Consider the following 25,067-nt stretch of genomic DNA (forward strand, 5'->3'; position numbering starts at 1 on the left):
GACCGGAGTCGCCCAGTGGCCACTGGTACGGAACCTCCAGCCACCGAACCCCGTCCCCGAGGCGGCGGCGTCCACACCCCGACGCGCGCCGCCATCCGCGCCCCGCACCTGCGCACCGACCACTGGTGGCTGGCGCCGGCCGCCACCGCCGCCGGCCTGCTGGCCTTCGTCGTCTACTCCACCTGGCGGGCCCTGTCGGGCGCCGACTACTACGCAGCCCCGTACGTCTCGCCCTTCTACTCCCCCTGTCTGGCGGAGAACTGCGAGCCGATGCGCGCCGGACCCAACTGGGAACTCTTCGGCACCTGGTGGGGCCTGTCCCCCGCGGTCGTCATCCTGGTCTTCCCGCTCGGCTTCCGGCTGACCTGCTACTACTACCGCAAGGCCTACTACCGGGGCTTCTGGGCCTCCCCGCCGGCCTGCGCGGTGGCCGAGCCGCACCGCAAGTACACCGGCGAGACCCGCTTCCCGCTCATCCTGCAGAACGTCCACCGGTACTTCTTCTACGCCGCGCTCCTGGTCGCGGGCATCCTCACCTACGACACCGTGCTCGCCTTCCGCGACGAGCACTACGCCTGGGGCCACATGGGGCTCGGCACCCTGGTCTTCCTCGTCAACATCGTGCTGATCTGGGCGTACACCCTCTCCTGCCACTCCTGCCGGCACATCGTCGGCGGCAAGCTCAAGCACTTCTCCCGGCACCCCGCGCGCTACCGGGCCTGGCAGCTGGTCGGGCGGCTCAACGCCCGGCACATGGGGCTCGCCTGGGCCTCGCTGGTGAGCGTGGCGGTCGCCGACCTCTATGTGTATCTCGTCGCGTCCGGCGCCTTCGACGATCCGAGGTTCTTCTGATGTCCGTGGTCGACCGCCAGGAGTGGGACGTCGTCGTGGTGGGCGCGGGCGGCGCCGGGCTGCGCGCCGCGATCGAGGCCCGCGAGCGCGGCGCCCGTACGGCGGTGATCTGCAAGTCGCTGTTCGGCAAGGCGCACACCGTGATGGCCGAGGGCGGCATCGCGGCCGCCATGGGCAACGTCAACTCCGGCGACGACTGGCAGGTCCACTTCCGCGACACCATGCGCGGCGGCAAGTTCCTCAACCAGTGGCGGATGGCCGAGCTGCACGCCCGGGAGGCCCCGCAGCGGGTGTGGGAACTGGAGACCTGGGGCGCGCTGTTCGACCGTACGAAGGACGGCCGGATCTCCCAGCGCAACTTCGGCGGCCACGAGTACCCGCGGCTCGCCCACGTCGGCGACCGCACAGGCCTTGAGCTGATCCGCACCCTCCAGCAGAAGATCGTCTCGCTCCAGCAGGAGGACTTCCGCGAGACCGGGGACCACGAGTCCCGGCTCAGGGTCTTCCAGGAGTGCACGGTCACCCGGGTGCTCAAGGAGGGCCGGGAGGTCTCGGGCGTCTTCGGCTACGAGCGCGAGACCGGCCGCTTCCTCGTCCTGGAGGCGCCCTCGGTGGTCCTCGCCACGGGCGGCATCGGCAAGTCCTTCAAGGTGACGTCGAACTCGTGGGAGTACACCGGGGACGGCCACGCGCTGGCGCTGCTGGCCGGAGCGCCCCTGCTGAACATGGAGTTCGTGCAGTTCCACCCGACGGGCATGGTCTGGCCGCCGTCGGTGAAGGGCATCCTCGTCACCGAGTCGGTGCGCGGCGACGGCGGGGTGCTCAGGAACTCCGACGGCAGGCGGTTCATGTTCGACTACGTCCCCAACGTCTTCAAGGAGAAGTACGCCGAGTCGGAGGAGGAGGGCGACCGCTGGTACGACGACCCGGACCACAACCGGCGCCCGCCCGAACTCCTGCCCCGCGACGAGGTGGCGCGCGCGATCAACGCCGAGGTGAAGGAGGGCCGGGGCTCCCCGCACGGCGGGGTCTTCCTCGACGTGTCGACCCGGATGCCCGCCGAGGTGATCCGGCGCCGGCTGCCCTCCATGTACCACCAGTTCAAGGAGCTGGCCGATGTCGACATCACGGCCGAGCCGATGGAGGTCGGACCCACCTGCCACTACGTGATGGGCGGTGTCGCGGTCGACTCCGACACGGCCGCCGCCCACGGGGTGCCGGGGCTGTACGCGGCCGGCGAGGTGGCCGGCGGCATGCACGGCTCCAACCGGCTCGGCGGCAACTCCCTTTCCGACCTGCTGGTGTTCGGGCGCCGGGCGGGATGGCACGCCGCCGAGCACGCCGCGCGACGGGCCGGGGCGCGCCCCGGGGTGGACGACGCCGAGGTCGACGCCGCCGCGGCGGAGGCCCTGCGGCCGTTCTCCGCGGAGTTCTCCGCGGAGACGGACGAGCCCCGTGAAGGGCCTCCGGAGAACCCGTACACCCTCCATCAGGAACTCCAGCAGACGATGAACGACCTGGTCGGCATCATCCGCCGCGAGGCCGAGATGAAGCAGGCCCTGGAGAAGCTGGCGGAGCTGCGGGTACGGGCGAGGCGGGCCGGGGTGGAGGGGCACCGGCAGTTCAACCCGGGCTGGCACCTCGCCCTGGACCTGCGCAACATGCTGCTGGTCAGCGAGTGCGTGGCGCGGGCCGCGCTTGAACGCACCGAGTCGCGCGGCGGGCACACCCGCGAGGACCATCCCTCAATGGACCGCCGGTGGCGTCCGGTCAACCTGCTGTGCACGCCGGCCGATCCGACCGGCGGCCTGGCGGCGACGGACCCGGAGCGCGGCCGGATCACCCTGGAGCGGCGGACCACCGAGCCCGTCCGACCCGACCTGCTCGCCCTCTTCGAGAAGGAGGAGCTGGTCAAGTACCTCGCCGAGGAGGAGCTTTCCCCATGAGCGGCTATGAGGCCCGCTTCAAGGTGTGGCGCGGTGACGTGGAGGGCGGTGGTCTGGCGGACTTCCGCGTCGAGGTCAACGACGGCGAGGTGGTCCTGGACATCATCCACCGCATCCAGGCCACCCAGGCCCCCGATCTCGCGGTGCGCTGGAACTGCAAGGCGGGCAAGTGCGGTTCGTGCTCGGCGGAGGTCAACGGGCGTCCGCGGCTGCTGTGCATGACCCGCATGTCCGTCTTCACCCGCGAGGAGACGATCACTGTCACGCCGCTGCGCGCCTTCCCGGTCGTCCGCGACCTGGTGACGGACGTCGGCTTCAACTACACCAAGGCCCGCGAGATCCCCTCCTTCGTGCCGCCCGCCGAACTGGGGCCGGGCGAGTACCGGATGGCGCAGGAGGACGTGGACCGCCCGCAGGAGTTCCGCAAGTGCATCGAGTGCTTCCTGTGCCAGGACACCTGCCATGTCGTGCGCGACCACGAGGAGAACAAGCCGGTCTTCGCGGGCCCGCGCTTCCTCATGCGCGTCGCCGAACTGGACATGCATCCGCTGGACGCCGCCGAGGACACGGGCCTGGACCGCGGGCGCACGGCCCAGGACGAGCACGGCCTCGGCTACTGCAACATCACCAAGTGCTGCACGGAGGTCTGCCCCGAGGGCATCAGGATCACGGACAACGCGCTGATTCCCCTGAAGGAACGGGCCGTCGACCGCAAGTACGACCCGCTGGTGTGGCTGGGTTCGAAGATCAGGCGCCGGTCCTAGACGGTCCGGGCGTGGCCGGGTCGGAGCGCTTCGGCCCTCGGCCCCGGTCGCGGTGGCCGGTGCCCGTGCGTACGCTGCGAGCATGTTGCCGGCGGGGACGACTCGAACCCTTGTTCCGGTCGTGGTCGGAGGCGCGTCGCGGTGATCTCCGTCGACCTGGTGCCGCCCCTGGTCACGGCCGGGGCGGCACTGCTGCTTGCCGGGTACGGCCATGTGCGCCGCATCCGGCGGGCCCGGACGCGTACGACACCGGGGCGGGTCAGAAGAGGCTGAGCAGGGCCTCCGCCGGGTCGGCCAGCGGGGTGTCGCCGCCGGGGAGGGGCAGTTCGAACCACACCGTCTTGCCGCGCGGCGTACGGCGTGAGCCCCAGGCCGCGCTGAGCAGGCCGACCAGTTGCAGGCCGCGACCGCCCTCGTCGGTGTCGCGGGCGCGGCGCCGCCGGGGCTGGACCAGTCCGGAGTCCCAGACCTCGCAGACCAGGGTGCGGTCGAGCAGGAGGCGGAGTCTGATCTCGCCCTCGCCGTAGCGCAGCGCGTTGGTGACCAGTTCGCTGACGAGCAGTTCCGTGGTGTCGACCAGCGGCTCCAGGTCCCAGGCGAGCAGCTGGGTGCGGGCGTACTCGCGGGCCCGGCCGACGCTGCGCGGCTCGCGCGGCAGGGTCCAGTCGCCGACCGAATCGCCGGGCAGCCCCTGGACGCGGGCCATCAGCAGGGCGATGTCGTCCTCGCCGTGGTGGCCGTCGAGGGTGTTGAGGACCTGGTCGCAGAACGTCCTCCAGGTCCCGGTAGGTGTCGGCGCGCGGTGCCGTCGTGGAGGGGCGGTGGTCGGAGGACGGGTAGGCCGGGTCGGTGAGGGCTCCCACGAAGGCCTGGAGGCCCTCGTCGAGCGGGTGGTCGCGGCTCTCGACCAGTCCGTCCGTGTAGAGCGCGAGCAGGGCGCCCTCGGGCAGTTCGACCTCCACCTCCTCGAAGGGCTCGCCGCCGACGCCGAGCGGCAGTCCGGGCGGCACGTCCAGCATCAGCGCCGACTCGCCGGGCTCGACCAGGACCGGCGGCAGATGGCCGGCGTTGGCGAAGGTGCAGCGCCTGGTCACCGAGTCGTAGACGGCGTACACACAGGTCGCCAGGTACACCTCGGAGAGGTCGGCCTCGCGGGGGCGCCGGGCCGCCCTGGTGGCCTGCTGGACGCCTCCCGGGGCGCCGAGGCCGCGGGCGATCTCGTCCAACTGGGCCAGCACCTCGGCCGGTTCGAGATCGAGCTGCGCCAGCGTCCGTACGGCCGTACGGAGTTCGCCCATGGCGACCGCGGCGCGCAGGCCCCGGCCCATCACGTCGCCGACGACCAGCGCGGTGCGGTGCCCGGGGAGTTCGATGACGTCGAACCAGTCGCCGCCGACTTCGCTGGGCCGGCCGGTGGCCGCGTTGCCCGGCAGATAGCGGCAGGCGATGTCCAGGCCGGAGGCCTCCGGGTCGCCGGGCGGGAGCAGGGAGCGTTGCAGTATCAGCGCGCGTTCGTGCTCGCGCCGGTAGAGGCGGGCGTTGTCGATGCAGACGGCGGCGCGCGCGGCCAGCTCCACGGCGAGGTCGCGGTCGCGGTCCCCGAACGGCTCGCTGCCCTTGGTCCTGGCGAACTGGGCGAGTCCCACCACCGTGTCGTGCGCGACCATCGGCACGGCGAGCGTGGACTGCACGAGGCCGCCCTCCTCGGCGGGGACGGTGCGCGGGCGTGCCGCGCGCAGGGCGTCGGCGCAGGGCGAGTTGAACGGGTAGTGGTGGACGGCGCCGAGCTGGACGCGTTCGCCCGCGCCCTGGAACGGGGCCTCGGAGACGGCGCTGGAGAAGGCGACGCGGCGCAGCTCCGCGCTGCCGTCGGCGAGTCCGGGCGGGGTCTCGTCGCCCACCAGCAGGCCCTGGTAGAGGTCGACGGTGGCCAGGTCGCAGAAGCCGGGGACGACCACGTCGAGGAGTTCGCGGGCGGTGGTCTCCAGGTCGAGGGAGTTGCCGATACGGGCGCCTGCCTCGTTGAGAAGGGCGAGATTGCGCCGGGCGGCGGCGGCCTCGCGGGCGGCGGCGCGGCGGGCGGTGATGTCGGTTCCCAGCCAGGCGACACCGATGGGACGGCCCGAACCGCTGTGTACGCGGTAGAGGTTGACGGACCAGTGGCGGCGTTCCTCGAAGCCCGGCACGAAGCCCGTGACGTGCATGTCGGTGACGGAGTCGCCCGTCTCCAGCACCCGGCGCAGGGTGGCGGTGACCCGGTCGGCCTCGGCGCGCGGCAGGTAGTCGTGGACGCCCTTGCCGCGGTGGTCGTCGGGGGTGCCGCCGAAGATGGAGGCGAACCGCTGGTTGGCGCGGCGCACCCGCAGCTCGGGGTCGATCAGCAGGAAGCCGAAGGGGGATTGGCCGAATATGGCCTGCGAGGCGGCGAGGTCGGTCTCGATGCTGCGCAGGACGCGGACATCGACGACGATGCAGACGGCGGCCTTCTGCCCGTCCTCCGTCCGCGTCGGCATGACGTACACCTCGGCCAGCCCGCGCTGCCCCTGTTCGCGCCACCCGGGTTCGGTGCCGCCGTCCGGCGTCCGGAAGGGGACCACGCCGGTCCACTCCCGTCCGTCGAGGATCTCGGCCATCTTCCGCTGGCCGCGGTCCCGGAGGTCAGGATCGACGAAGGCCTCGATGGGGTCGGTGCCCACGGCTTGTTCCGCGCGGATGCCGAGCAGTTGCTCCGCGCGCAGGCTCCACTGGTCGACGAGCCCGTCGGGGCCGATGGAGAAGGAGGCGACCTTGACGTAGTCGTAGAGGGAGCCGGGCGGGCTGCTCTGCCACACCGCGTCACCGAACGGCACGCCGTCCGAAGGGCCCTCGGACTCCGTGGCCCTCGCTGGTATCTCGCTCACGCGAACCGTCCCCTCCAGCTCACCGCGTCCGGCACCGGTCACCGGGGGCGGCTGCCCGCAGTATCCAGCACTACGGCGCCGCACAACACGGTGTTCACGATCACAGCACGGTCCCGATGCTTTTCGGTCCGGACCGTGACAACACTTCCAGTCTTCTAACCAGCGGACACGTCATCGAATCACGCAGTTCGACAACTGCCACCGGCCTGAACCGGTCGGGGGACGGGACCGGGCCCGATGTCGGGACATTTCGGCTCGACGACAACGGTGCGTCACCTGCCCGTGGCGGCAACGCGAGTTCGAACCGCACCGCCTCGCCCGTCCGGTCCGGCGGGGCGGCGCGCCGGGCCGGAGACCGGTGGCGTGCCGCAGGGCGTGGGTGACCGGCTCGCCGACCAGCGGGGCGACGGTGCCGCCGACGCCGCCGGGGCCCCGGGCGCGCGGTGCGCGGCGGGCCGGGGGGCGGGCGGCCGGCACGGCGGCGGCGCGGGAAACGCCCACCCGGCACGGCCGCCCGCGCGCCCGGTCGCACCGGTGCCCTGCCCGGCCGGTGCCCCCTTCGTCCGTGTTCGGTTTCGCGGGGTTGATGCGCACATGCCCGGCATCCGGGCTCGATATCGGCCAGGGGCGCACTGAGGCAACCACGGTGCAGGGGGGCGCTCGTATCTGCCCGGTTCATGCACCCCGCGCGCCCGTGGCGCCCAGTCCCAGGTGCGCGAGCGCCCGCTCGACGGCCGGCACGTCCTGGTCGAGCCAGGGGACGTCCCAGACCTGGGCGGGGGTCAGCCAGCGCAGTTCGTCGTGGTCCTCAAGGGCCTCGGGGGCGGCGGAGCCGGGAAGCAGGCGCGCGGTCCACACCCGCAGGACGAAGGGGGGTCTGAGCGGCCACTGTCCGGGGACGCGCTCACCGGTCTCGGCCCGCACGCCGAGTTCCTCGCGCAGTTCGCGCACGAGGGCCGCCTCGGGCGTCTCGCCCGGCTCGACCTTGCCGCCGGGCAGCTCCCACCGTCCGGCCAGTTCGGCCGGTGCGCTGCGGCGCGCGGCGAGCAGGCGCCCGCCGTCGACCAGGGCGGCGCCCACCACGATCCGTTCCGTCATGCGCCGGAGCCTACGGCCTGTCGGCGCGGTCAGTCGGACGCGCCCGTTCCGTTCGGGCCGAGCTTTTCGACCCAGTAGAGCTGCTGGTGTCCGCGGGCGTGGAGGGTGTCCGCGATCTGCTGGGCCTCGGCCCGCGTCGCGTACCTGCCCACGCGGTAGCGGTTGCCGTTGTCGTCCTGCCGGAAGACCAGCCAGGGAAGAGTGACCGTGCTGTCGTTCATCGCGCCCCTCCACTTCCCGTCCGCGGCCCGCGCCGCGCCCCGCCCGCCAAGGAAACCGCACTCCGCATATGCCCGACCCTACGCCTAACCTTCACGCAGCGAATACGGCATGGCACAAAGAGGTACGCAACCAGCCAGAACCCAGGGGGCGCGCGATACAGAACGCGCCGTCCGCGCGCACCCGGTCCCCGGGGCGAGGGCATGCCGGGGGCGAGGGAGCGACCTGCGAGAACGACCGGAATCCGGCGCCGCGCGGAACATGGCGCGAGGGTGCGGACCCGCACACGGGCAACACAAAGGGGCGCAGGAGGCGCACGGGGGGCGTGCGCCATCTCACACCACCTGGGAATCGGCGAACTCCCCCGGCGGCGCCGCTATTTGACGGGCAGGTGGTACGCCACCCGGTACCGGTCGGCCGGGACGACCACGTCGGCCGTCTCGACCGCCCGGCCCGAGGCGTAGAAGGTGCGCTGGATGACCAGGACGACATGCCCGGGGACACCGCCCAGGGCGAGCAGCTCCTCGGCGAGGCCGGGGCGGGCGCCGACCTCCTCGGTGACATTGTCGACGACGACGTCGATGGCGGCCATGCGCTCGACGACGCCCATGCCGCCGAGCGGTCCCTCCTCGGGGAGCATCACCGGTGTGCGGCCGGTGAGGTCGAGCGGCTCCCAGGAGGTGGAGAGCATCATGGCCTCGCCGCCCTCACGGAAGACGTACCGCGTGCACATCACGCGGTCGCCGGGCTTGATCCCGAGCCGCTCGGCCACGGCGCCGCTCGCCTCGGCCTGCTCGCTGCGCGACTCCCACGTGCCGCGCGCCTCGCCGTCGGCCTGCTCCTGCCGGAAGGGGGTGGCGCCACCGGCCGGCCGGTACCCGGAGCGGGCGATGCGGCGGGGCACGGGCCGCTCGCGCACATAGGTACCGGAACCGGAACGGCCCTCGACCAGCCCCTCGGCCATCAGCACCTTGCGCGCCTCCAGGGCGACGGTGTCCGAGACGCCGTACTCCTCGCGGATCCGCGCCTGGGACGGCAGGCGGGTATGGGGCGGCAGCAGGCCGTCGGCGATCTTCTTGCGGAGATCACCCGCGACACGCAGATACGCCGGCTGCTCACCGAATGTCACTGGCCGCTCCCATCAGGTTGTACAGACAGCAACAGCGTCGCAACCGTAGGTTGTGCCAGGCAAGCAAAGGCCAGGGAATCACTCGATGTGATGACTTGTGTTCCGGAGGGCTTTGCGCAGGCACTTTCTCCCCGCTCCGGCCGCCGTCACACCTCCAGGCCGGGGTTCTGGGCCCCGCCCGCGCCGCCGTCCCCGTGATCCGGCCGCTCCGTGGACAGGCCCAGGGCCTTGCGGGCGGTGACCGTGGTGTCGGCCAGGACGAGGTCGTACCCCTTGCCGTAGTGCTCGTAGTACGCGTCGAGGTCGGTGGTCCGCGCCGCCAGGCTCCACTCCTCGCGCGCCGCCTCCAGGTCCGCGACCAGCTCGGCGACCGGGCGCTCGGCGCCGTCGGGCCAGCTGTGCCCGGTCAGCGTCCCGATCTCGCCCCTGAGCGCCTCCGCCACCTGCCCCGCCCAGATCCGGTAGGCCGCGAAGTCGTCCTCGACCGCCTCCGCCTCGGGCACCTCGTCCATGGCCCGGTTGAGCCGCCCCTCCGCCAGCAGATAGGCAAGCTGGTCCGGGTCGAGGTCGGCGGCGTTGTTGCGCAGCGAGCCGGTCAGCGTGCCGCGCTCGTCCGTGTTCCCGAACACGCAGGTGACCTCCCGGTCACCGGCCCGCCAGCTCTCGGCGGTCGGCGTCAGGTAGTACACGTCGGCCTCGGCGGGCAGGGCCCACCGGTCCAGGGCGTAGCGGTCCTGGAAGGCGTGGCAGCGCTCGTCGGCGGCGCGGGTGATCCCCTCGTCCCCGGGGTAGGCGCTGTCGCGCAGCTCGAAGGAGCCGAACACCTCGCCGTCGTGCTCCCGCCCGCAGGGCACCGTGTCGACGTCGTACGTCGCGCCCTCCAGTGAGCCGCCCGGGGTGGTGAAGCACTGGCCCTCCTTGAGCGCGTAGGCGGTGCCCTCGCCCCGCGCGGCGCCGCGGAAGCCGTCCCAGAAGTCGGCGGCGGCGCCCGTGGAGAGCGAGACCGCCCACAGGGCCAGCCCCACGCAGGACAGCACGGTGCCTGCCACGGCGAAGCCCTTGCCCCGCTCGCTCCGCTTCCTGATCCGGGCCAGCGCGATCAGCCCCAGCACCAGCCCGACCGCGGGCACGCAGCAGAGGAGACCGAGCACGAACGAGGCGATGGCGAGCCCGTTGACGGGTGCCTGCCGGGGATACGGCCCGTGGGGCACGCCCCAGGCTCCCGGACGGGGGTACTGCGGCGGGTACGGCCCCTGCGGGTACGGCCCCTGGAAAGGGGGTCCTTGGGGCCCGGACGGCGGCGGTATGGACACGTGTACCGTGCTCCTGCTTTCGGACGGTGCCGCGGAGGTGCCGCGATCACTGCGCGCATCGTAAGCACGCGGGCGGACGGGGCGGCGAGGAGGCCGTGCGCCGGGCGGTCCCGGCCGTTCGCTCAGGAGGTCTGCGCGGACTCCCCGTCTCCCACGCCCAGTCGGGCCTGCTCCTCCTCGACGATCCGCCGGGCCAGGTCCGTGTCCGACACGTCCACGGCGTCCGGCGTCGACTCGGCCACCGCGCTGCGCCGGGCGTAGGCGTCGAAGAGCCGGGCCTTGCGCTCCAGCATCCGCACCATCCGCTCGTCCACTCCGCCGGTGGCCAGGAGCCGGTGCACGCGGACCGGTCGCACCTGGCCCATGCGGTGGGCCCGCGCGATCGCCTGGTGCTCGACGGTCGGCTTGAGCTGGGGCTCGCAGATGACCACCACGGAGGCGGCCTGCATATTGAGTCCGACCCCCGCCGCCTGGATCTGCGCCAGCAGCACCGCCGGTCCGGACCCGGCCGTGAACTCGTCGACGAGCCGTTGCCTGCGGGCGGGCGGCACCGCGCCGGTGAGCGGCCCGAACACGGGGCCGTACCCGCCCGCAGCGGTACCGTCGAAGGCCGCGGCGGCCGCGTCGGCCGCGTCGGCGGAGGCGGCGGCGTCGGCGGAGGCGGAGGAGGCGGAGGCGGAGGCGTCCGGGGCGGCGAGGGCGTCCCTCACCACGGTCAGGACGTGCCGGAAGTTGGAGAAGACCACGACCTTGAGCCCGTTCTCCCCGGCCTCCCGCACGATCTCCCGGAGCCGGCCGAGCTTGGCGGACTTCTCGGGGCGCGCGTACGCCGCTCTGCGCATCGCCATGAAGTTGCCGTCGGCGACGGCCTCGCGGTAGGCCTCCTCGTCGTCGGCGCTCAGCTCCTCCCACTCGTCCGTGTGCTGGAGGCTGGGCAGTTCGGTCAGCACGTCCTCCTGGTTGCGCCGCAGATAGACGGGCGCGACCGCCTGGCGGAAGGCCACCGAACCGGCCAGTCCCGCACCGTCCTCCAGCCGCTCGGCCACGCCGGGGTCGAGCATCGCGACCAGGTTGCGGAACTCGGCGACCCGGTTCTCCATCGGCGTCCCCGTCATGAACAGGACGTGCTCGCACCGTGCGGCCCACCGGTCGACCGCCTGCGAGCGCAGGGCCTGCGGGTTCTTCACGGAGTGCGCCTCGTCGACCACCAGCATGGCGACCTCGTCCGGCTCCGGGTCCTGAAATCCGCGCAGGGAGTCGAAGGTGGTCACGGCGACCCCGCCCCGCTGCCGCCAGTCGGCGAAGGCGTCCTGCCGGTCGGGGCCGTGCAGCGGGGCGGCCCGCAGGGTGCTGCGGGCCTCGATCTCCCGCGTCCAGTTGACCAGGACGCTCGCCGGACACACGACGAGGAAGTGGGTGCGCCCTCCGGCGGCCAGGTGTGCCAGTACGGCGATGGCCTGGATGGTCTTGCCGAGGCCCATCTCGTCGCCGAGGATCACCCGGCGCCGCGCGAGCGCGAACCGCGCGCCGAACGCCTGGTATCCGCGCAGGGACACCCGGCGGTGCGAGTCGTCGAGCCGCAGGCCCCGCACCCGCTCGGCGATGCCGTCGGGCAGGAACCCCTCGGCGGCGGCGGTGTCGGGGGCGTGTCCGGCGATCTCGCCGAGCAGGCCGTAGTACTCGGCGGAGCGCAGTTCGAAGTCGGTCCAGGCCGCGAGGTCGCCCGGCGGTCCGCGCAGCAGGTCCACCGAGGCCTGGGCGAGCAGTTCGGGGGTCCCGGCTCCTTCCGCCTCCTCGACGAGGGTCCGGATCGCCGCCACGGCTTCCAGGGCCCGGGTCCTCTTCTCCCGTCCGGCGAGCAGCAGCCCGATCCGTCCGGCGGCCGGCCGGGCGTCGGCCAGCAGGGGGTCGAGCCGCCGCGTCACACCGGTCGCCGCGTCGAGCGCGCGGCGCGCCTCCGGGCCCGCCTCGACCAGTACGTGCAGGGCCACGACCAGCGCGGTCGTGCGCGGTTCGGGCCGGTCCACGTCCAGGTGCACGGCGGCGGTCTCTCCGGCCGCCCGCGCCAACTGCCGTGCGGCGGCCACGATCTGATCGACCGTGCGCTGCCCCACGCCCGGGATCTGCCGCAGCCGGTAGGGACCGGCGTCGAGTACGGCCCCCACCGTGGTGAGGCCGCTCTTCTCGACGGCCCCCAGCCGCAGCCGCCCGCCGGTGACATCCTGCAACCGGGCCACGGGAATGGCGTCGAGGGCCTCCGCGACCGCCGTGTCGTGGAGCGGCTTCAGCGCCGCCCTGACCGCCTCGACGGCCCTTTCGTGGTCCTCGGCCAGTGATCGCGCGGCCTCGTGCAGCCGCGTCCCGCGCGCGACCGTCTCGCGCTCACGGCGCCCCATGGCGCACCGCGTTCCTTCCCGGCCGCGGCGAGCCCGGTCCCCGGGCCGCCGCCTCCTCAACCGCTGTGCACACGCGCACGCACTCCTTGCGGGCCGAACGGGACGAGGAGTTCGACCGCGCCGCCGTCGGCACCGCCCGGGGTGATCGTCCTGACGGCCCGGGTGCCGCCCGGCCGCCGGGAGAGCGGCACGAAGAGCGTCCCGAGGCGCCGGCCGGGCGCACCCGGAACCGCGTCGAGTACGTCGTCCGTTCCGCCGGCCACCGGGCCACTTTGCCACAACAGCAAGATTTCGTGCCAGATCGTGTTCCGTCCGGTGAGACTGACCGCATCCCGACCGAAGGAGTTCCGATGGACACCACCGACGCGGGCACGTTCTGGGACGACCTCTACGCGGCCCGGACCCCGGACAGCGCTCCGCGGCCGAACGTCCGTCTCGTCGAGACGGTCACCGGTCTGTCCCCCGGCGACGCGCTGGACCTCGGCTGCGGCAACGGCGGCGACGCGCTGTGGCTCGCCCGCCGGGGCTGGCGGGTCACGGCCGTCGACATCTCGGCCGTGGCGACCGAACGGCTCACCGGGCACGCCCGCTCGCACGGCCTCGGCGACCTGGTCACCACCGAGCGGCACGACCTGCGCGAGTCCTTTCCCGAGGGCCGGTTCGACCTGGTCTGCGCCCACTACCTGCACACCCCGTTCGACCTGGACCGGGCGGCCGTCCTGCGCTCGGCCGCGCACGCGCTGCGCTCGGGCGGGCGGCTGCTGGTCGTCGACCACGGCTCGACCGCACCGTGGTCGTGGAACCAGGATTCCGATGTCCGGCACCCGGCACCGCGGGAGGTCGCGGCGGGCATCGGCCTCGGCCCGGCGACATGGACGGTCGAGCGGGCCGACGCCCCGCACCGGATCGCGACCGGCCCGGACGGGAGCACCGCCGAGGTCGTCGACCACGTCCTGCTGATACGCCGCACCGCCTGACCGAACGTGGCGGCGCCGTCAGTCGCGGGCCCCGGAGGTGCGCGAGCGGCGGTTGCGCCAGCGGGTGACCAGCCACAGGACGTTGACCCCGCCCAGGGTGAGGAGCACGGCCGCCGAGTCGGCGTTGCGGGTGAGACCGTGCTCGGGTCCCAGCCCCCGTGCCGCGCGGACCAGCAGGGCGATGTCGACGGGGAGGGTGACGGCGGCCATGAACGCCAGGCAGGCCGCCGTGCCGACCACGAGGACGACGCTGTAGACGCGGACGGCCCTGCGTTCGTGCGGGGGCAGCCGGGTGCTCGGGTCACCGGGCCCGGCGGCCCGCTTCCCGGCGCCGGGGAGCATCGCCCGCAGCACCCGCAGAGTCCGCCGGAACCGGTACCGGGCGTAGGCGAGGCCGTCGCCGTACAGGTCCCGGCAGCCGGTGAGGTCCTGGAGGACGAAGTACAGGTCCGTCCGCGTGAACACCATGCACTGGAAGGGCAGCGGCAGCAGGGCCAGCAACAGGGCCGCGGCCAGCAGCCGGTGGGCGGTCGCCCCGGTGTCCGTCAGGGCGAGGACCAGGATCAGGGCCGACGCGACGGACAGGTTGAGGGCGATGCCGGACAGGTAGGCGGTCAACCGGTGTCGGCGGGGGGCGAGTTCGATGCCGCTGATGTCGGTCTGCATGACGAGGAACTGCAGCCGGGTGCCCAGCCGCATCCTCCCCGGCACGCCCGCGGCACGGGCGGTGACCAGGTGCGCCAGCTCATGGGCCAGCAGCAGCGTCCATCCGGCCGCCGCCGCGCTGAGCAGGACCAGGCTGCCGTGTGGGCTCCACAGCAGGTCGCGATAGCCGGGGAGGAGGTCGGGCCGGCGGAACAGGGCGACGACGGCGGCCGCCAGCAGCGCTCCGACGAGCACGGGCAGCGCGGGGTGCAGGGCGAGCCGGACGTGGCGGGGGCGCAGCCAGGGCAGTGACGCGCGCGGCGGTTCGGCGTCCGGGACCGGGTGGTCTCCGACGCGTGCCACGAACCCGAGGGCGGTCAGGTCCCCGACGAAGTCCGCGATCTCGAACTCCTCGCCGGTCTCGGCGCGCAGGATCTCCTCGGTGCGGGCCACGCTCAGCCCCTCGCCCAGGAGTTCCACCGCGCGGGCCCCCGCGGCCGGCAGGGCGACGAAGGTCCTGGTGCTCATGCGGCCCACGATCCACTCGTCCCGGTCCCGCCGCACCGCCAGATCGTGCAGCACGACACGGGTCGACGGCTCGACCCGGGGACGATCCTGAGCCGCGGTGCCGGTCACGAGGTCACCCCGGGGTCGAGGTCCGCCCCGGCGACCGACCGCGGGTTCGTGCATGTGCCCGGGTCGGCGGACTTCCCTGGGTCCGTGGCCGGTTGCCGGTCCGTGGCCGGTCGCCGGTCCGTCGCCGGTTGCTGGTCCGTCGCCGGTTGCCGGTTCGTGTCCGGTTGCCGGTCCACGTCCGGTTGCCGGTTCGTGTCCGGTCGCGGGTTCGTGTCCGGTCGCGGGTTCGCAGCCGACCGCCGGTCCGTGGCCGCCCCCGGGCCCGTCACCGACTGCCGGTCCGCAACCGGCCTCGGGCCCACCACCGACCGCGCGTCCGCAGCCAGGCCCGGGTCCGGAACCGCCCCCGGGTCCGTGGCCAGTCGCCGGTCCGTGGCCACCCCCGGGTCCGTAGCCGGTATCGGGTCCTCGGCCGACCGCCGGTCCGCAGCCAACCCCGGCTCCGTGGCCAGTCGCCGGTCCACAGCCAACCCCGGGTCCATGGCCGCCCCCGGGCCCGTAGCCGACCGCCGGTCCATGGCCGCCCCCCGGTCCCCAACCGGCTCCAGCGCAACCGCCCGTTCCGCCCCGCAGGCCGGGCAGTCGGGGCGTTGCCGCGAGCGTTGCATGATCGGGTCGCCGGGCATCATGAGGTTGAGGCCGAAGCGGCAGCCGGGTTCGGTCCGGGGGACACCGCACAGCAGCGTGAGCGCGGCGTGGGCCAGCAGGCCGCCGGACAGGCCCGCGGTCACGGCGTTGGCCGGATTCCACGGCATACGGGGTGAGGCCACTTCCTCGTCCTGGCCGGGCGCGAGCCGCAGGTCGCGCCGCTCGATCTCGGCGTCGCGCAGGCACTCCCAGCACGCTCCCCGGCCGGGCGTGAACACCCCGACGCTCACCAGGGGGCCGCGGTAACCGGCCTCGGCCCATGCGGTGCCGGAGGCCAGGCAGACCCGGTTGGCCCATCTGCGGATCGCGGCGGGCCGGTCGGCGGCCAGCAACAGCACGTCGTACCCGGGCCGTTCGCCGACGCAGCCGGTGCCGCCCGCCAGCAGGTCCGCGAGGTCCGCCGGTCCGCGCACCTCACGCCGCTCGCCGGTGACCGTGGCGTGCGGGTTCAGCGCGCGCAGCGCGGCGAGGGCCGCGTCGATCTTGGGCGTACCGAGGTCGTCCTCGTGGAAGAGGGTCTGCCGGTTGAGATTGGACAGTTCGACGACATCCGGTTCGACGCAGTGCAGCCGGCCCACTCCGGAGGCCACCAGGTCCCGTGCGGCGGCCCCGCCGGTACCGCCGACGCCGACCAGCAGGACCCGGGCCCGGCGCAGCCGCAGTTGCGGCTCCCAGGGGCTCTCCCGCGGGCTCAGATCCATCCAGCGCAGCAGGGTCATGCCCCGGCTGTACCGCTCGCGTTCCCGTGCGGACAGCTCCGCCGGCGGCGCGGCCCCGGCGTCCTCGACGTACCCGGCCGCGGTCAGGTCCGTCATCGCCTGCACGATGTCCGGCGCCGGCAGCCGCAGTCGCGGGTGGCGTCGGGTCACCTCGGCGACGACGCCCGCGGTGTCCCGCGTACCGTCCATGGCCTCGACCAGCGTCCACACCCAGCCGTCGGGATCCCTGACCTCGGAACCGATGCCGTGGACGACGCTCCCGACCCTTACGTGGCCGTCCACCGTCCGGTACGCCCGGTGCTCCGGTTTGATCCGGGGCCGCCGCATCGTCTGCACCGTCATTTTCGCGCCAATCTCGTCAGCCCCAACTACCCGGACAACAACGGACATTGACAACCTTGACCCGATGAGCGAACGCTGACAAGAGCACATCGCACGGCACGCCACAGCCCCCACCGGGAGGACAAGGGATGGCGAACAAGATCGAGATCCGTCCGCTGGACAAGAAGGAGACCACCGGCGACAGCGGTGGCAACGGCGGTTCCTGACCTGACACGCACCATGGACCGCTACCTCACGGTCGCGGAAGCCACCGAGTCGGCGCGGCGGCTGGTCTCCCGGTTTCCCGGGGCCTGCCGCCTGCGCCGTATCGGCGTGTCCCGAGCGGGTCGGCCGATCCTGATGCTGTCGGTGGGCAACGGCCCGCGCCATGTCCTGGTGGTCGCCCGGCCGCACTCCGACGAGCCGGTCGGCGGGACGACGGCGCTCGCGCTCGCGGAGCGGGTGGCCCGCGGCGACCGGCGGTCCGCGGCGACCGACCCGGCCCTCGTCACCTGGAACCTCGTCCTGTGCCTCGACCCGGACGGCGCCGCGCTCAGCGAGGGCCTCGAAGAGGCGACGGCCGGGCCCGACCACACCCTGGAGAGCTACTACCGCGCCGCCTTCCGCCCGGTCGCGGCGGAACAGCCGGAGTGGGCACCGATCGTCTCGCGGCATCTCCCGGAGAGCCGGGCGCTGTTCGACGTCATCGACGAGCTGCGGCCCTTTCTCCAGTGCTCCCTGCACAATGTCGAAGCGGGCGGCAGCTGGGTCCAGTTGACCCGCGCCCTGCCCAAACTCGCCGACCCCTTCCAGGCGTCCGCCGAGCGGCACGGCATTCCGGTCCAGCACGGCACGTTCGACGCCCTGTACTGGGAGAACCCCAGCCCCGGCATCCATGTCCTGCCGCCGCCGGACAGTACCGACCGCCTGGCGGCCGGGTCCGAGAACATCGGGCTGTCCACCTGGTGCGCGCCGCAGCGCTACGGCGGGGTCACGGCGATCGTCGAAGTGCCCATGTGGGCCACCGACCTGGCCGACGACCTGTCCCCGCACCCGGACGCCGCGCACGTGCTGCGCGATCTGTCGGAGCTGGTCCGGGACGGCGGACGGCAGGTGACCGCGATCTTCGACAAGGCCCGCGGATTCCTGCCGCCGGCCGAGCACGACCCGCCCCGGCGCGTACTGGAGTGGATGGCCGACGACCTCTACGACCTGGTCGCCGACTCCTGGGAACCGCTCGCGCGGCAGGCGGCGCGGGCGTCCCGCGCCGAGGACCCGCGCGACGCCCCACCGCGGCTGACGACGGCCGAGGTCTGCGCCCTGGACGTGGTGGCCCGCCGTCAACCGCTGCGCGCGGCGGGCCTCCTGCTGCGGCTGCTGGAGACGGCGGACGACGGGGCCGCCCCGGAACTCCGTCGCGAACTGGGCGGACTCTTCACCTCGTGGTGCACGGACTTCGAGCGGGCCCTGCGTCTGCGCTGGGTCCCCGTGAGCCATCAGGTGTCGCACCAGGCCCGAACGATCGTTGCGGCTGTCGAAAGTTCGCTGATGCGTTTTCGGTGAATGGGGATCGCCTTCCGCAGACGCGACCGAGCACTCGTGCGGACATTGAACAACCCTCACCTCCACCGTCCAGGGCCGCCTCCGGATATCGCGATACCATGCCTTCGCTCCATTGACCTGCGCATATAGCCGAAGCACAGCCATTCGTATGACTTTTCATTGACCGGCGCCGGAGCGACTGCCATGATGTGGAGCACCGGCCGAACTGTTGAACGGCCAACTGCTCGAACGTCGAAAAGCACCGACCCGACCCACGGTCCCGTCTGCGCTTTTCCCCATGAACCTCGCCAAAGGATCTCCCCGGGACGGGAATCCAAAGCGAAAGTTTCGAACATCGTGCGCACCTCGGGGCGTCGCCCAACGGAGGTTTACGTTGCCGTGTCCGTCGACCACATGACCGAGTTGCCGGGTGTGGACCGCATCCGCACCCGGGACCCGAACAACCACATGAACTGCCGAAAGACCCAGCTCCTGGCCTACGTCGGCGCTCTCACCCCCTGGTCCGACCTGCTGATGTACCGCGCGCTGGGCTCCACCTCGGCCATCCACCGCCACTGCTACCTGCGCGGCAGGGACCGTTGGGCGTTCGACGCCCCGTACGTGACCGACGACGATCTGCGGCTGCTCGGGTTCGAGCCGTTCTCCGCCGGCACCGTGGACCTGGACCGCTTCGAATCCGGCGTCACCGCGTTCCTCGCCGCCGGACAGCCCGTGTTCTTCTACGCACCCCGGCACCACTTCCCCTACTGGGTGGAGTTCATGGACCGGGCCGGCACCCTCCCCGAGGAGTACGGGCTCCCGCACTCGTTCCTCGTCTGCGGAGCCGGCGGCAGCGAGGTGCTGCTGGTCGACAACATCTCCGACGACCACGAGTACTTCTCGCTCACCGTGGGGTGGGACGTGCTGCGCGACGGCTACGCCCGGGACCCGGACCACTGGTTCACCGGCTGCGCCACCCTCCGGCAGGTCTCCGGACCCGACCGGGACGGCTTCGAGGCCGCCTACCGCGTCTTCCTCGCCGGGTTCCGCGACGGCTTCGAACTCTACGACGTCATCGGTGACAACCTTGTCGCGGAGCGGGCGTCGATCGCCGCCGCATACCGCGCTCCCGGTGTCAACAGCATGGCGCTGCTGGCCGGTTCACGGGCCCTGTTCTCCCGGTTCCTGGCCCATACCGAGCACAGCGAGCCCGTACGCGCCGCCTACGCCCGCGTCGCGCGACTGGCCGGTGTGCTCTCGGACCGGGTCACCGCCTTCCAGTCCGGGCTGCCCGGTCTGCAGCCCGCGGACCGGATCCGCCGCGGCCTCGCACACCTGCGGCTGCGCGAGCAACAGGCGGCACGGCTCCTCGTCGCCGAGGCCGCCGCCCTTCCACAGATCCTTCCGGCCCCGGCCCCAGGCCGGTAGCCGCATCACACGGGGACCACACGTGCGACGACTCTTCCTGTTCAGCGGCATGGCGGGCGCGCAGGGCCCGCCCCTGGCCGCGCTGCGCGCGCTGTACGCGCGGCCGGAGAACGCGCGGTACTTCACCACCGCGGCCGAGGCCGTGGCCCGCGTACTCGACCATGTCGGCGCGGACGCCTACCGCCGGGAGCTGCCCGGCGGCATCCCGCTCACCGCCTGGCTGCGCGGCGACCCTCCGGACGCCGGCGCCCTCGACCACTCCATCGTGGACGGCCTGTGCGCCCACCTCTACCAACTGTGCCTGCTGCAACCCGCCGTGGGCCGCGCGGACGGCGACCGGCCCGCGCCGGTGGCCGCCATCGGCCACAGCCTGGGCCTGATCGGCGCGATGGTCGCGGGGCTGGGCATGACCAGCCGCCGGGAGTACACGGCGTTCTGCCACGACCTGATCGCGATGACCACGCTGACGCTGATCCGCTGCCACCGCCCGGCGCCGCCGCACGACGGCCCGGCCACCCCGATGGCCGCGGTGCTGGGCGTGCCGGCCGACGAACTGCGCGAGCTGGTGACGGACTCCCCCGTACACCTGGCGCTCGCCAACTCCGGCCGCTCGCACGTGCTGGCCGGCGATCCGGCCGACCTCGCCGACTTCCGGGCGAGACACGCGCGGCGGCTGGCCGAACCGACCGGGCGCTGGGCCTACCTGCGCAGCACCGCCCCGTTCCACACACCGCTCCTGGAGCCGGCGGTGCGGGCGACGCTGCGGGACCGGCACTTCATGACGTTCCCGCTCACCGGTGACCGGCTGGCCGTTCCGGTGTACGTCGCCGACCCGCCGGTCAATCTCCAGCACCGCGGTGACCTGCTGCCGGACGTCCTCGCCCACGCGGTGTGCCGCCCGCTGGACTGGCCCGGCACGGTCCGTGCCGCGCTCCGGGACTGCCGGCCCGACCAGATCGTCGACTTCGGACCGGGCCCGTCGGCCCGGGTGTTCACCCGGGAGACGCTGCGCGGCAGCCACAGCGGCCTGCGCTACCGCAGCGTCCCCGCACCGACCGCTTGAGTGAAGGAGCGCCACGCATGCACTGTCTGGTCTTCCCCGGCCAAGGCGTCCAGCGCAAGGGCATGGGGGTGGAACTGTTCGAACGTCATCCGCGCGAGACCGCCGCCGCGACCGAGTTGCTCGGCTATCCCGTGGCGGACCTGTGCCGCGACGACCCCGGCGGCCGGCTCGCCGACACCCGCTACGCGCAACCGGCCGTCTTCCTCGTCAACGCGCTGTCCTGGAGGGACCTGGAGCGCGATGGCCGGCGGTACGACTACTTCGCCGGGCACAGCCTGGGCGAGTTCAACGCCCTGGTGGCCGCCGGCGTCATCAATCTGATGGAGGGCCTGGCACTGGTCCGGCGCCGCGCCGAGCTGATGGCCGGCGTCACCAGCGGTGCGATGGTCGCGGTGCTCGGGCAGAGCGCGGCGCGCGTCGAGGCGACACTGCACGGCGCCGGGCTCAACCTGGTGCACGTCGCCAACCGCAACAGCGACCGGCAGGTCACGGTGGCCGGGGACAAACCGCAACTGGCCCTCGCGGTCAAGGCGCTGCGCGGGCAGGGTGCCCGGGTCGTGCCGGTCCCCGTCAGCGGTCCCTTCCACACCCCCCTCATGGCACCGGCCGGGCGGGCGTTCGCCACCGTCCTGCGGGAGTACGAGTTCCGCGCCGGGCACACCCCGGTGATGTCCAGTGTCACCGGCACGGCGTTCGCCCCGGACCTGGCCGTCCAGTTGCTCAGCAGGCAGATCCACCGCCCGGTGGAGTGGGTGCGCACGGTCCGGGCGCTGCGCGCGGCCGGCGTCGACCACTTCGACGAGGTCAACGGCACCACCCTCACCGCCTTCATCGCCCGGATCACGGCACGGCCCACGGAGGAACGCGTATGAGCACGGACATAGCCGTCGTCGGACTCTCCGTCGAGGTGCCGGACGCGCCGGACCAGCACGCGTTCTGGGACGTCGTCCGCACCGGCCGCAGCCTCACCCGGCCGTTCCCCGCGCGGCGGCGCCGGGAGGTCGAGGAGTACCTGCGCTACCACCGGGAGTCGGCGCTGACGCCGGACGGCGAGGACCGGGTCGAGTTCCACGACGGCAGCTTCCTGGACCGGGTGGACCTCTTCGACCACGAGTTCTTCGGCATGACCCCGAGGCAGGCCGCCGTCACCGACCCGCACCAGCGGCTGATCCTGCGCACCATGTACCGCGCGCTGGAGGATGCCGGCCGCACCGGCGAACGGCTGGCCGGCAGCCGCACCGGCGTGTACGTCGGCTACGCCGGCAACCCGGGCTGGTCGTACCTGGAGTACTTCTGCCGCATCGACCCCGCGCTGGGTCAGCTGGGCATCACCGGCAACATCGTCACGATGCTGGCCAACCGGCTCTCGTACCTGTACGACCTGCGCGGCCCCAGCATGGTGATCGACAGTGCGTGCTCGGCGTCGCTGCTGGCGCTGCACCAGGCCAGGTCCGCGCTGCTGCTCGGGGACTGCGACACGGCCGTGGTGGCCGGCACCCGGGTGGTCCCGGCGCCGGTGCGGCACCCGCACACGCGGATCGGCATCGAGTCGTCCGACGGTGTGACCCGTACGTTCGACGAGAGCGCGGACGGCACGGGGTTCGGCGAGGGCTCCGGCGCGATCGTGCTCAGGCGGCTGGAGCGGGCGCTCGCCGACGGCGACCAGGTGTACGCCGTCGTCAAGGGCAGCGCGGTCAACCACGACGGCAGGTCCGAGATGATGACCGCGCCGGACTCCGGGGCCCAGGCCGACCTGCTGGACGCCGCGTGGCGCGACGCGGGTGTGGATCCCCGCACCATCGGCTACCTGGAGGTGCACGGCACCGCCACCCGGGTCGGCGATCCGGTCGAGTTCGAGGGGCTGCGCCGGGCGTTCGCCGACCGGACCGACGACCGGCGGTTCTGCGCGGTGGGCACGGTGAAGGCGAACATCGGCCATCTCTTCGAGGGGTCCGGCGTGATGGGCGTGATCAAGGCGGCCCTCGCGCTGCGGCACCGGGTGATCCCGCCGCTGGCGAACTACGAGCGGCCGAACCACGCGATCGACCTCGACGACGGCCCGGTGTACGTGCCCAGGGAGGCGCACGAGTGGCGGGCGGGGGACGGCCCGCGCCGCGCCGGGGTCAGCGCCTTCGGCCTCGGCGGGACCAACGCGCACGTCGTGCTGGAGGAGTTCGCCCCGGCTCCGGCCCCGGCCGACGAGGGCACGCCGCCGCACCTGTTCACCCTCAGCGCCCGCAGCCCCGCCTCGCTCGGCCGGCTGGTCACCCGCTACCGCGAGGCGATCGACGCCGGCCGGATCGACGGGAGCGTCCGGGACGTGTGCTGGACCTCGAACATCTCCCGCGCCGGACACCCGCACCGGCTCGCCTACACGGTCGCCGACCTGACCGGGCTGCGCGTGGCGCTGGCCGCCACCGAGGCCGGTGGGGTGCCGGAGGCGGCCGGCACGGACGACGCCCGCGCCTGGACCTGCGGCGCGGCACTCGACCTGCGGGCCCGCTACGAGGGGCAGCGGCCGCGGACGGTGCATCTGCCGCCGTACGAGTTCGACGAGACCCGTGCCTGGATCGACTTCCCCGAGACCTGGCGGGACCGGTTCGCGCCGGCCGCCGCGCGGGCCGGGCACCCGCTGACGCACGAGGCGGGCTTCGCCCCGGCGCCGCAGGCCGAGCCCGGCGGGGGGCCGGTCCGCGTGATGGCGCTGGTGGGTCCGGCGGCGGCCGACACCGTGGCCGCCGCGCTGCCACGGGACGCGGTGCTGCGGACGCAGGACGCACTCGACACCCCGGACGCCTGGGACCGGCTCGCCGAGGAGCTGGTCGACGAGGGCTGCACGCACCTGGTGTACGCGCTCGCCTTCGACGCCGAACCGGCGGCCGACCCCGCGGAACTGGACCGCCGCGTCGACGAGCACCTCACCGGCCTCTTCCGGCTGGCGAAGGCGCTGATGCACGCGAGCGCCGGCCTCGACCTCGTCGTACTGACCCGGCGGGCGCTGGCGGTCGTGCCGGGCGAGCCCGGTGTGGTCGCGGAGCACGCGGCGCTCGCCGGACTGGCCAAGGCGATCGCCCGCGAATACCCGTACGTCGGCGTCCGGTTGCTCGATGTCGACGACCTGGTGCCGGCCGCGCTCCTTGGCGCGGAGATCCTCGCCGCCCAGGTCGGCGTGTACGCGCTGCGCGGCAAGGACAAGTACCGCGAGTCCTTCGCCGAGCTGCCGGAGGTGGCGGCGGTCCGCGACACGTATCTGCGGCCCGGCGGCGCCTACCTGATCACCGGCGGACTCGGCGGCATCGGTCTGGAGACGGCCCGGCACTTCGCGGCGGGCGCCCCCGGCATCCACCTGTACCTCCTCGGCCGCACCGCCCTGCCGCCGCGGGCCGAGTGGGACGCGGTCGCCGCCGACCCGCGGCATCCCGCGGCGGCGCGCGTCGCGGCGGTCCGCGAGATCGCCTCGCTCGGCGCCACCGTGCACCCGGTGGCCGCCGATGTCGCCGACGAGACCGCGCTGGGGGCCGTGCTGACCACCATCCGCGCCGGGCACGGCCGGGTGGACGGCATCGTGCACGCGGCCGGCGTGCCGGGCGACAGCCTCATCGCGTACCGGGAGGCCGACGGGTTCGCGTCCGTACTGCGGCCCAAGCTGCGCGGCGCGTTCCTGCTGCACCACCTGACCCGGCACGACCGGCCCGACTTCGTGCTGCACATGTCCTCGGTCGCCGCGGTGTTCCCGGCGCTCGGACAGGCCGACTACGCGGCGGCGAACCTCTACCTGGACCATCTGGCCCGCGCGCTGAACACACCGGAGCACCGCGTGGTCAGCGTCGACTGGGTGGCCTGGCGGGAGGTCGGCATGGCGGTCGCCGCCGGTGTCAACGAGGACCTGGCGTTCCGGTCGTTGCCCACCCGCACCGGCCTCGGCCTGATCGACGCGGCGCTGCGCGGCGACCGGGCGGGCTTCTTCGCCGGCGAGGTCAACTACGCCGACGACCTGATGAGCGTACTGCCGACCTACCCGGTGGCCCTGTCCGCGGACATCCAGGACAAGATCGAGGCGGGCCTCGCGGCGCTTGAGGAGCGGACCAGGCGGAACGTCGCGCGCGTACGCACGACTGTGGAATCCACCGAGGTACGGCTCACCGGGCGCCCGGACGGCGAGTACACCGACGCGGAACGGACGGTGGGCCGCTGCCTGGCCCATGTCCTCGGGCACCCGGCGATCGACGTGCACACCGACTTCCGGGAGCTGGGCGCCGACTCGATCACGGCGCTGACCATCGGCAACACCCTCTCCGCCTGCCTCGGGCGGCAGTTCGACACCGTCGACCTGATCAGCGAGCGCACCGTGGCCGCGCTCGGCCGGCTCGTCGAGACCAAGTACGGCGCGGACGGCCCCGGAGACGAGGAGGGCGACGACCCGGGCGACGACGCGTGGTTCGACGAGCTGCTGACCACGCCCGGGGGCTGA

Annotated in this window: 17 protein-coding genes and 2 pseudogenes; 10 read left to right on the forward strand and 9 right to left on the reverse strand. The window is 73.3% G+C overall.

What is annotated here, in order from left to right; translation table 11 throughout:
- The first annotated feature begins 15 nt into the window (after positions 1–15).
- From sdhC to AC4IHM_RS10960, 4 genes are all read left to right on the forward strand, one after another.
- Positions 16–852, forward strand: a complete 837-nt coding sequence (sdhC, locus tag AC4IHM_RS10945) for a succinate dehydrogenase subunit SdhC (protein ID WP_490866875.1) — start codon at positions 16–18, stop codon at positions 850–852.
- Positions 852–2,798: a fumarate reductase/succinate dehydrogenase flavoprotein subunit gene (locus tag AC4IHM_RS10950; protein ID WP_490866876.1), complete on the forward strand. Its 1,947-nt coding sequence runs from the start codon at positions 852–854 to the stop codon at positions 2,796–2,798. Before sdhC ends, AC4IHM_RS10950 begins: the two co-directional genes overlap by 1 nt.
- Positions 2,795–3,562: a succinate dehydrogenase/fumarate reductase iron-sulfur subunit gene (locus AC4IHM_RS10955; RefSeq protein WP_490866877.1), complete on the forward strand. Its 768-nt coding sequence runs from the start codon at positions 2,795–2,797 to the stop codon at positions 3,560–3,562. Before AC4IHM_RS10950 ends, AC4IHM_RS10955 begins: the two co-directional genes overlap by 4 nt.
- A 141-nt stretch (positions 3,563–3,703) precedes the next feature.
- On the forward strand, positions 3,704–3,835 hold the full coding sequence (locus AC4IHM_RS10960) for a hypothetical protein (protein WP_490866878.1): 132 nt from the start codon (positions 3,704–3,706) through the stop codon (positions 3,833–3,835).
- Here the strand turns inward: AC4IHM_RS10960 and AC4IHM_RS10965 are convergent.
- The 7 genes and pseudogenes from AC4IHM_RS10965 to AC4IHM_RS10995 all read right to left on the reverse strand — a co-directional run bounded on the left by AC4IHM_RS10965 (position 3,822) and on the right by AC4IHM_RS10995 (position 12,880).
- Positions 3,822–6,462 (reverse strand): annotated as a pseudogene (locus tag AC4IHM_RS10965) (SpoIIE family protein phosphatase). The gene AC4IHM_RS10960 and the pseudogene AC4IHM_RS10965 overlap by 14 nt on opposite strands.
- Positions 6,463–7,137: 675 nt before the next feature.
- Positions 7,138–7,560, reverse strand: coding sequence for a (deoxy)nucleoside triphosphate pyrophosphohydrolase (locus AC4IHM_RS10970; protein ID WP_490866879.1), 423 nt, complete (start codon positions 7,558–7,560; stop codon positions 7,138–7,140).
- Between the two features lie 29 nt (positions 7,561–7,589).
- Entirely contained in the window at positions 7,590–7,781 is a 192-nt protein-coding gene (locus AC4IHM_RS10975) for an SPOR domain-containing protein (RefSeq protein WP_490866880.1), read from the reverse strand.
- Positions 7,782–8,155: 374 nt separating this feature from the next.
- Positions 8,156–8,908, reverse strand: coding sequence for a GntR family transcriptional regulator (locus tag AC4IHM_RS10980; RefSeq protein WP_490866881.1), 753 nt, complete (start codon positions 8,906–8,908; stop codon positions 8,156–8,158).
- A 146-nt stretch (positions 8,909–9,054) separates the two neighbouring features.
- Positions 9,055–10,221, reverse strand: coding sequence for a DUF4190 domain-containing protein (locus AC4IHM_RS10985; protein ID WP_490866882.1), 1,167 nt, complete (start codon positions 10,219–10,221; stop codon positions 9,055–9,057).
- 122 nt (positions 10,222–10,343) lie between these two features.
- Entirely contained in the window at positions 10,344–12,617 is a 2,274-nt protein-coding gene (locus AC4IHM_RS10990; protein ID WP_490866883.1) for a DEAD/DEAH box helicase, read from the reverse strand.
- Between the two features lie 56 nt (positions 12,618–12,673).
- A complete protein-coding gene (locus tag AC4IHM_RS10995; RefSeq protein ID WP_490866884.1) occupies positions 12,674–12,880 on the reverse strand; it encodes a hypothetical protein in 207 nt (68 codons plus the stop codon).
- A gap of 87 nt (positions 12,881–12,967) precedes the next feature.
- Here AC4IHM_RS10995 and AC4IHM_RS11000 point away from each other — a divergent pair, with 87 nt between their 5' ends.
- Positions 12,968–13,594: an SAM-dependent methyltransferase gene (locus AC4IHM_RS11000; RefSeq protein WP_490866885.1), complete on the forward strand. Its 627-nt coding sequence runs from the start codon at positions 12,968–12,970 to the stop codon at positions 13,592–13,594.
- Between the two features lie 18 nt (positions 13,595–13,612).
- Here the strand turns inward: AC4IHM_RS11000 and AC4IHM_RS11005 are convergent, their stop codons facing one another.
- Positions 13,613–14,875 (reverse strand): hypothetical protein, encoded by a 1,263-nt coding sequence (locus tag AC4IHM_RS11005; RefSeq protein WP_490866886.1) that lies wholly within the window; start codon positions 14,873–14,875, stop codon positions 13,613–13,615.
- A gap of 554 nt (positions 14,876–15,429) precedes the next feature.
- Positions 15,430–16,584 (reverse strand): annotated as a pseudogene (locus tag AC4IHM_RS11010) (HesA/MoeB/ThiF family protein); the annotation flags it as partial.
- 219 nt (positions 16,585–16,803) lie between these two features.
- On the opposite strand from AC4IHM_RS11010, the gene AC4IHM_RS11015 reads away from it, so the two are divergent.
- The 5 genes from AC4IHM_RS11015 to AC4IHM_RS11035 all read left to right on the forward strand — a co-directional run bounded on the left by AC4IHM_RS11015 (position 16,804) and on the right by AC4IHM_RS11035 (position 25,067).
- Positions 16,804–18,126 carry a M14 family zinc carboxypeptidase gene (locus tag AC4IHM_RS11015; RefSeq protein WP_490866887.1) on the forward strand — a complete coding sequence of 441 codons (1,323 nt, stop codon included), beginning with the start codon at positions 16,804–16,806 and terminating at the stop codon, positions 18,124–18,126.
- A 378-nt stretch (positions 18,127–18,504) separates the two neighbouring features.
- Positions 18,505–19,533 carry a hypothetical protein gene (locus AC4IHM_RS11020; protein WP_490866888.1) on the forward strand — a complete coding sequence of 343 codons (1,029 nt, stop codon included), beginning with the start codon at positions 18,505–18,507 and terminating at the stop codon, positions 19,531–19,533.
- A gap of 22 nt (positions 19,534–19,555) precedes the next feature.
- Positions 19,556–20,596 carry a hypothetical protein gene (locus AC4IHM_RS11025; RefSeq protein WP_490866889.1) on the forward strand — a complete coding sequence of 347 codons (1,041 nt, stop codon included), beginning with the start codon at positions 19,556–19,558 and terminating at the stop codon, positions 20,594–20,596.
- Positions 20,597–20,613: 17 nt separating this feature from the next.
- Complete coding sequence (locus AC4IHM_RS11030; protein ID WP_490866890.1) at positions 20,614–21,468, forward strand: ACP S-malonyltransferase; 855 nt, start codon at positions 20,614–20,616, stop codon at positions 21,466–21,468.
- On the forward strand, positions 21,465–25,067 hold the full coding sequence (locus AC4IHM_RS11035; protein WP_490866891.1) for a type I polyketide synthase: 3,603 nt from the start codon (positions 21,465–21,467) through the stop codon (positions 25,065–25,067). The genes AC4IHM_RS11030 and AC4IHM_RS11035 overlap by 4 nt, the downstream gene beginning before the upstream one ends.

Source organism: Streptomyces sp. SL06 (assembly GCF_058244745.1).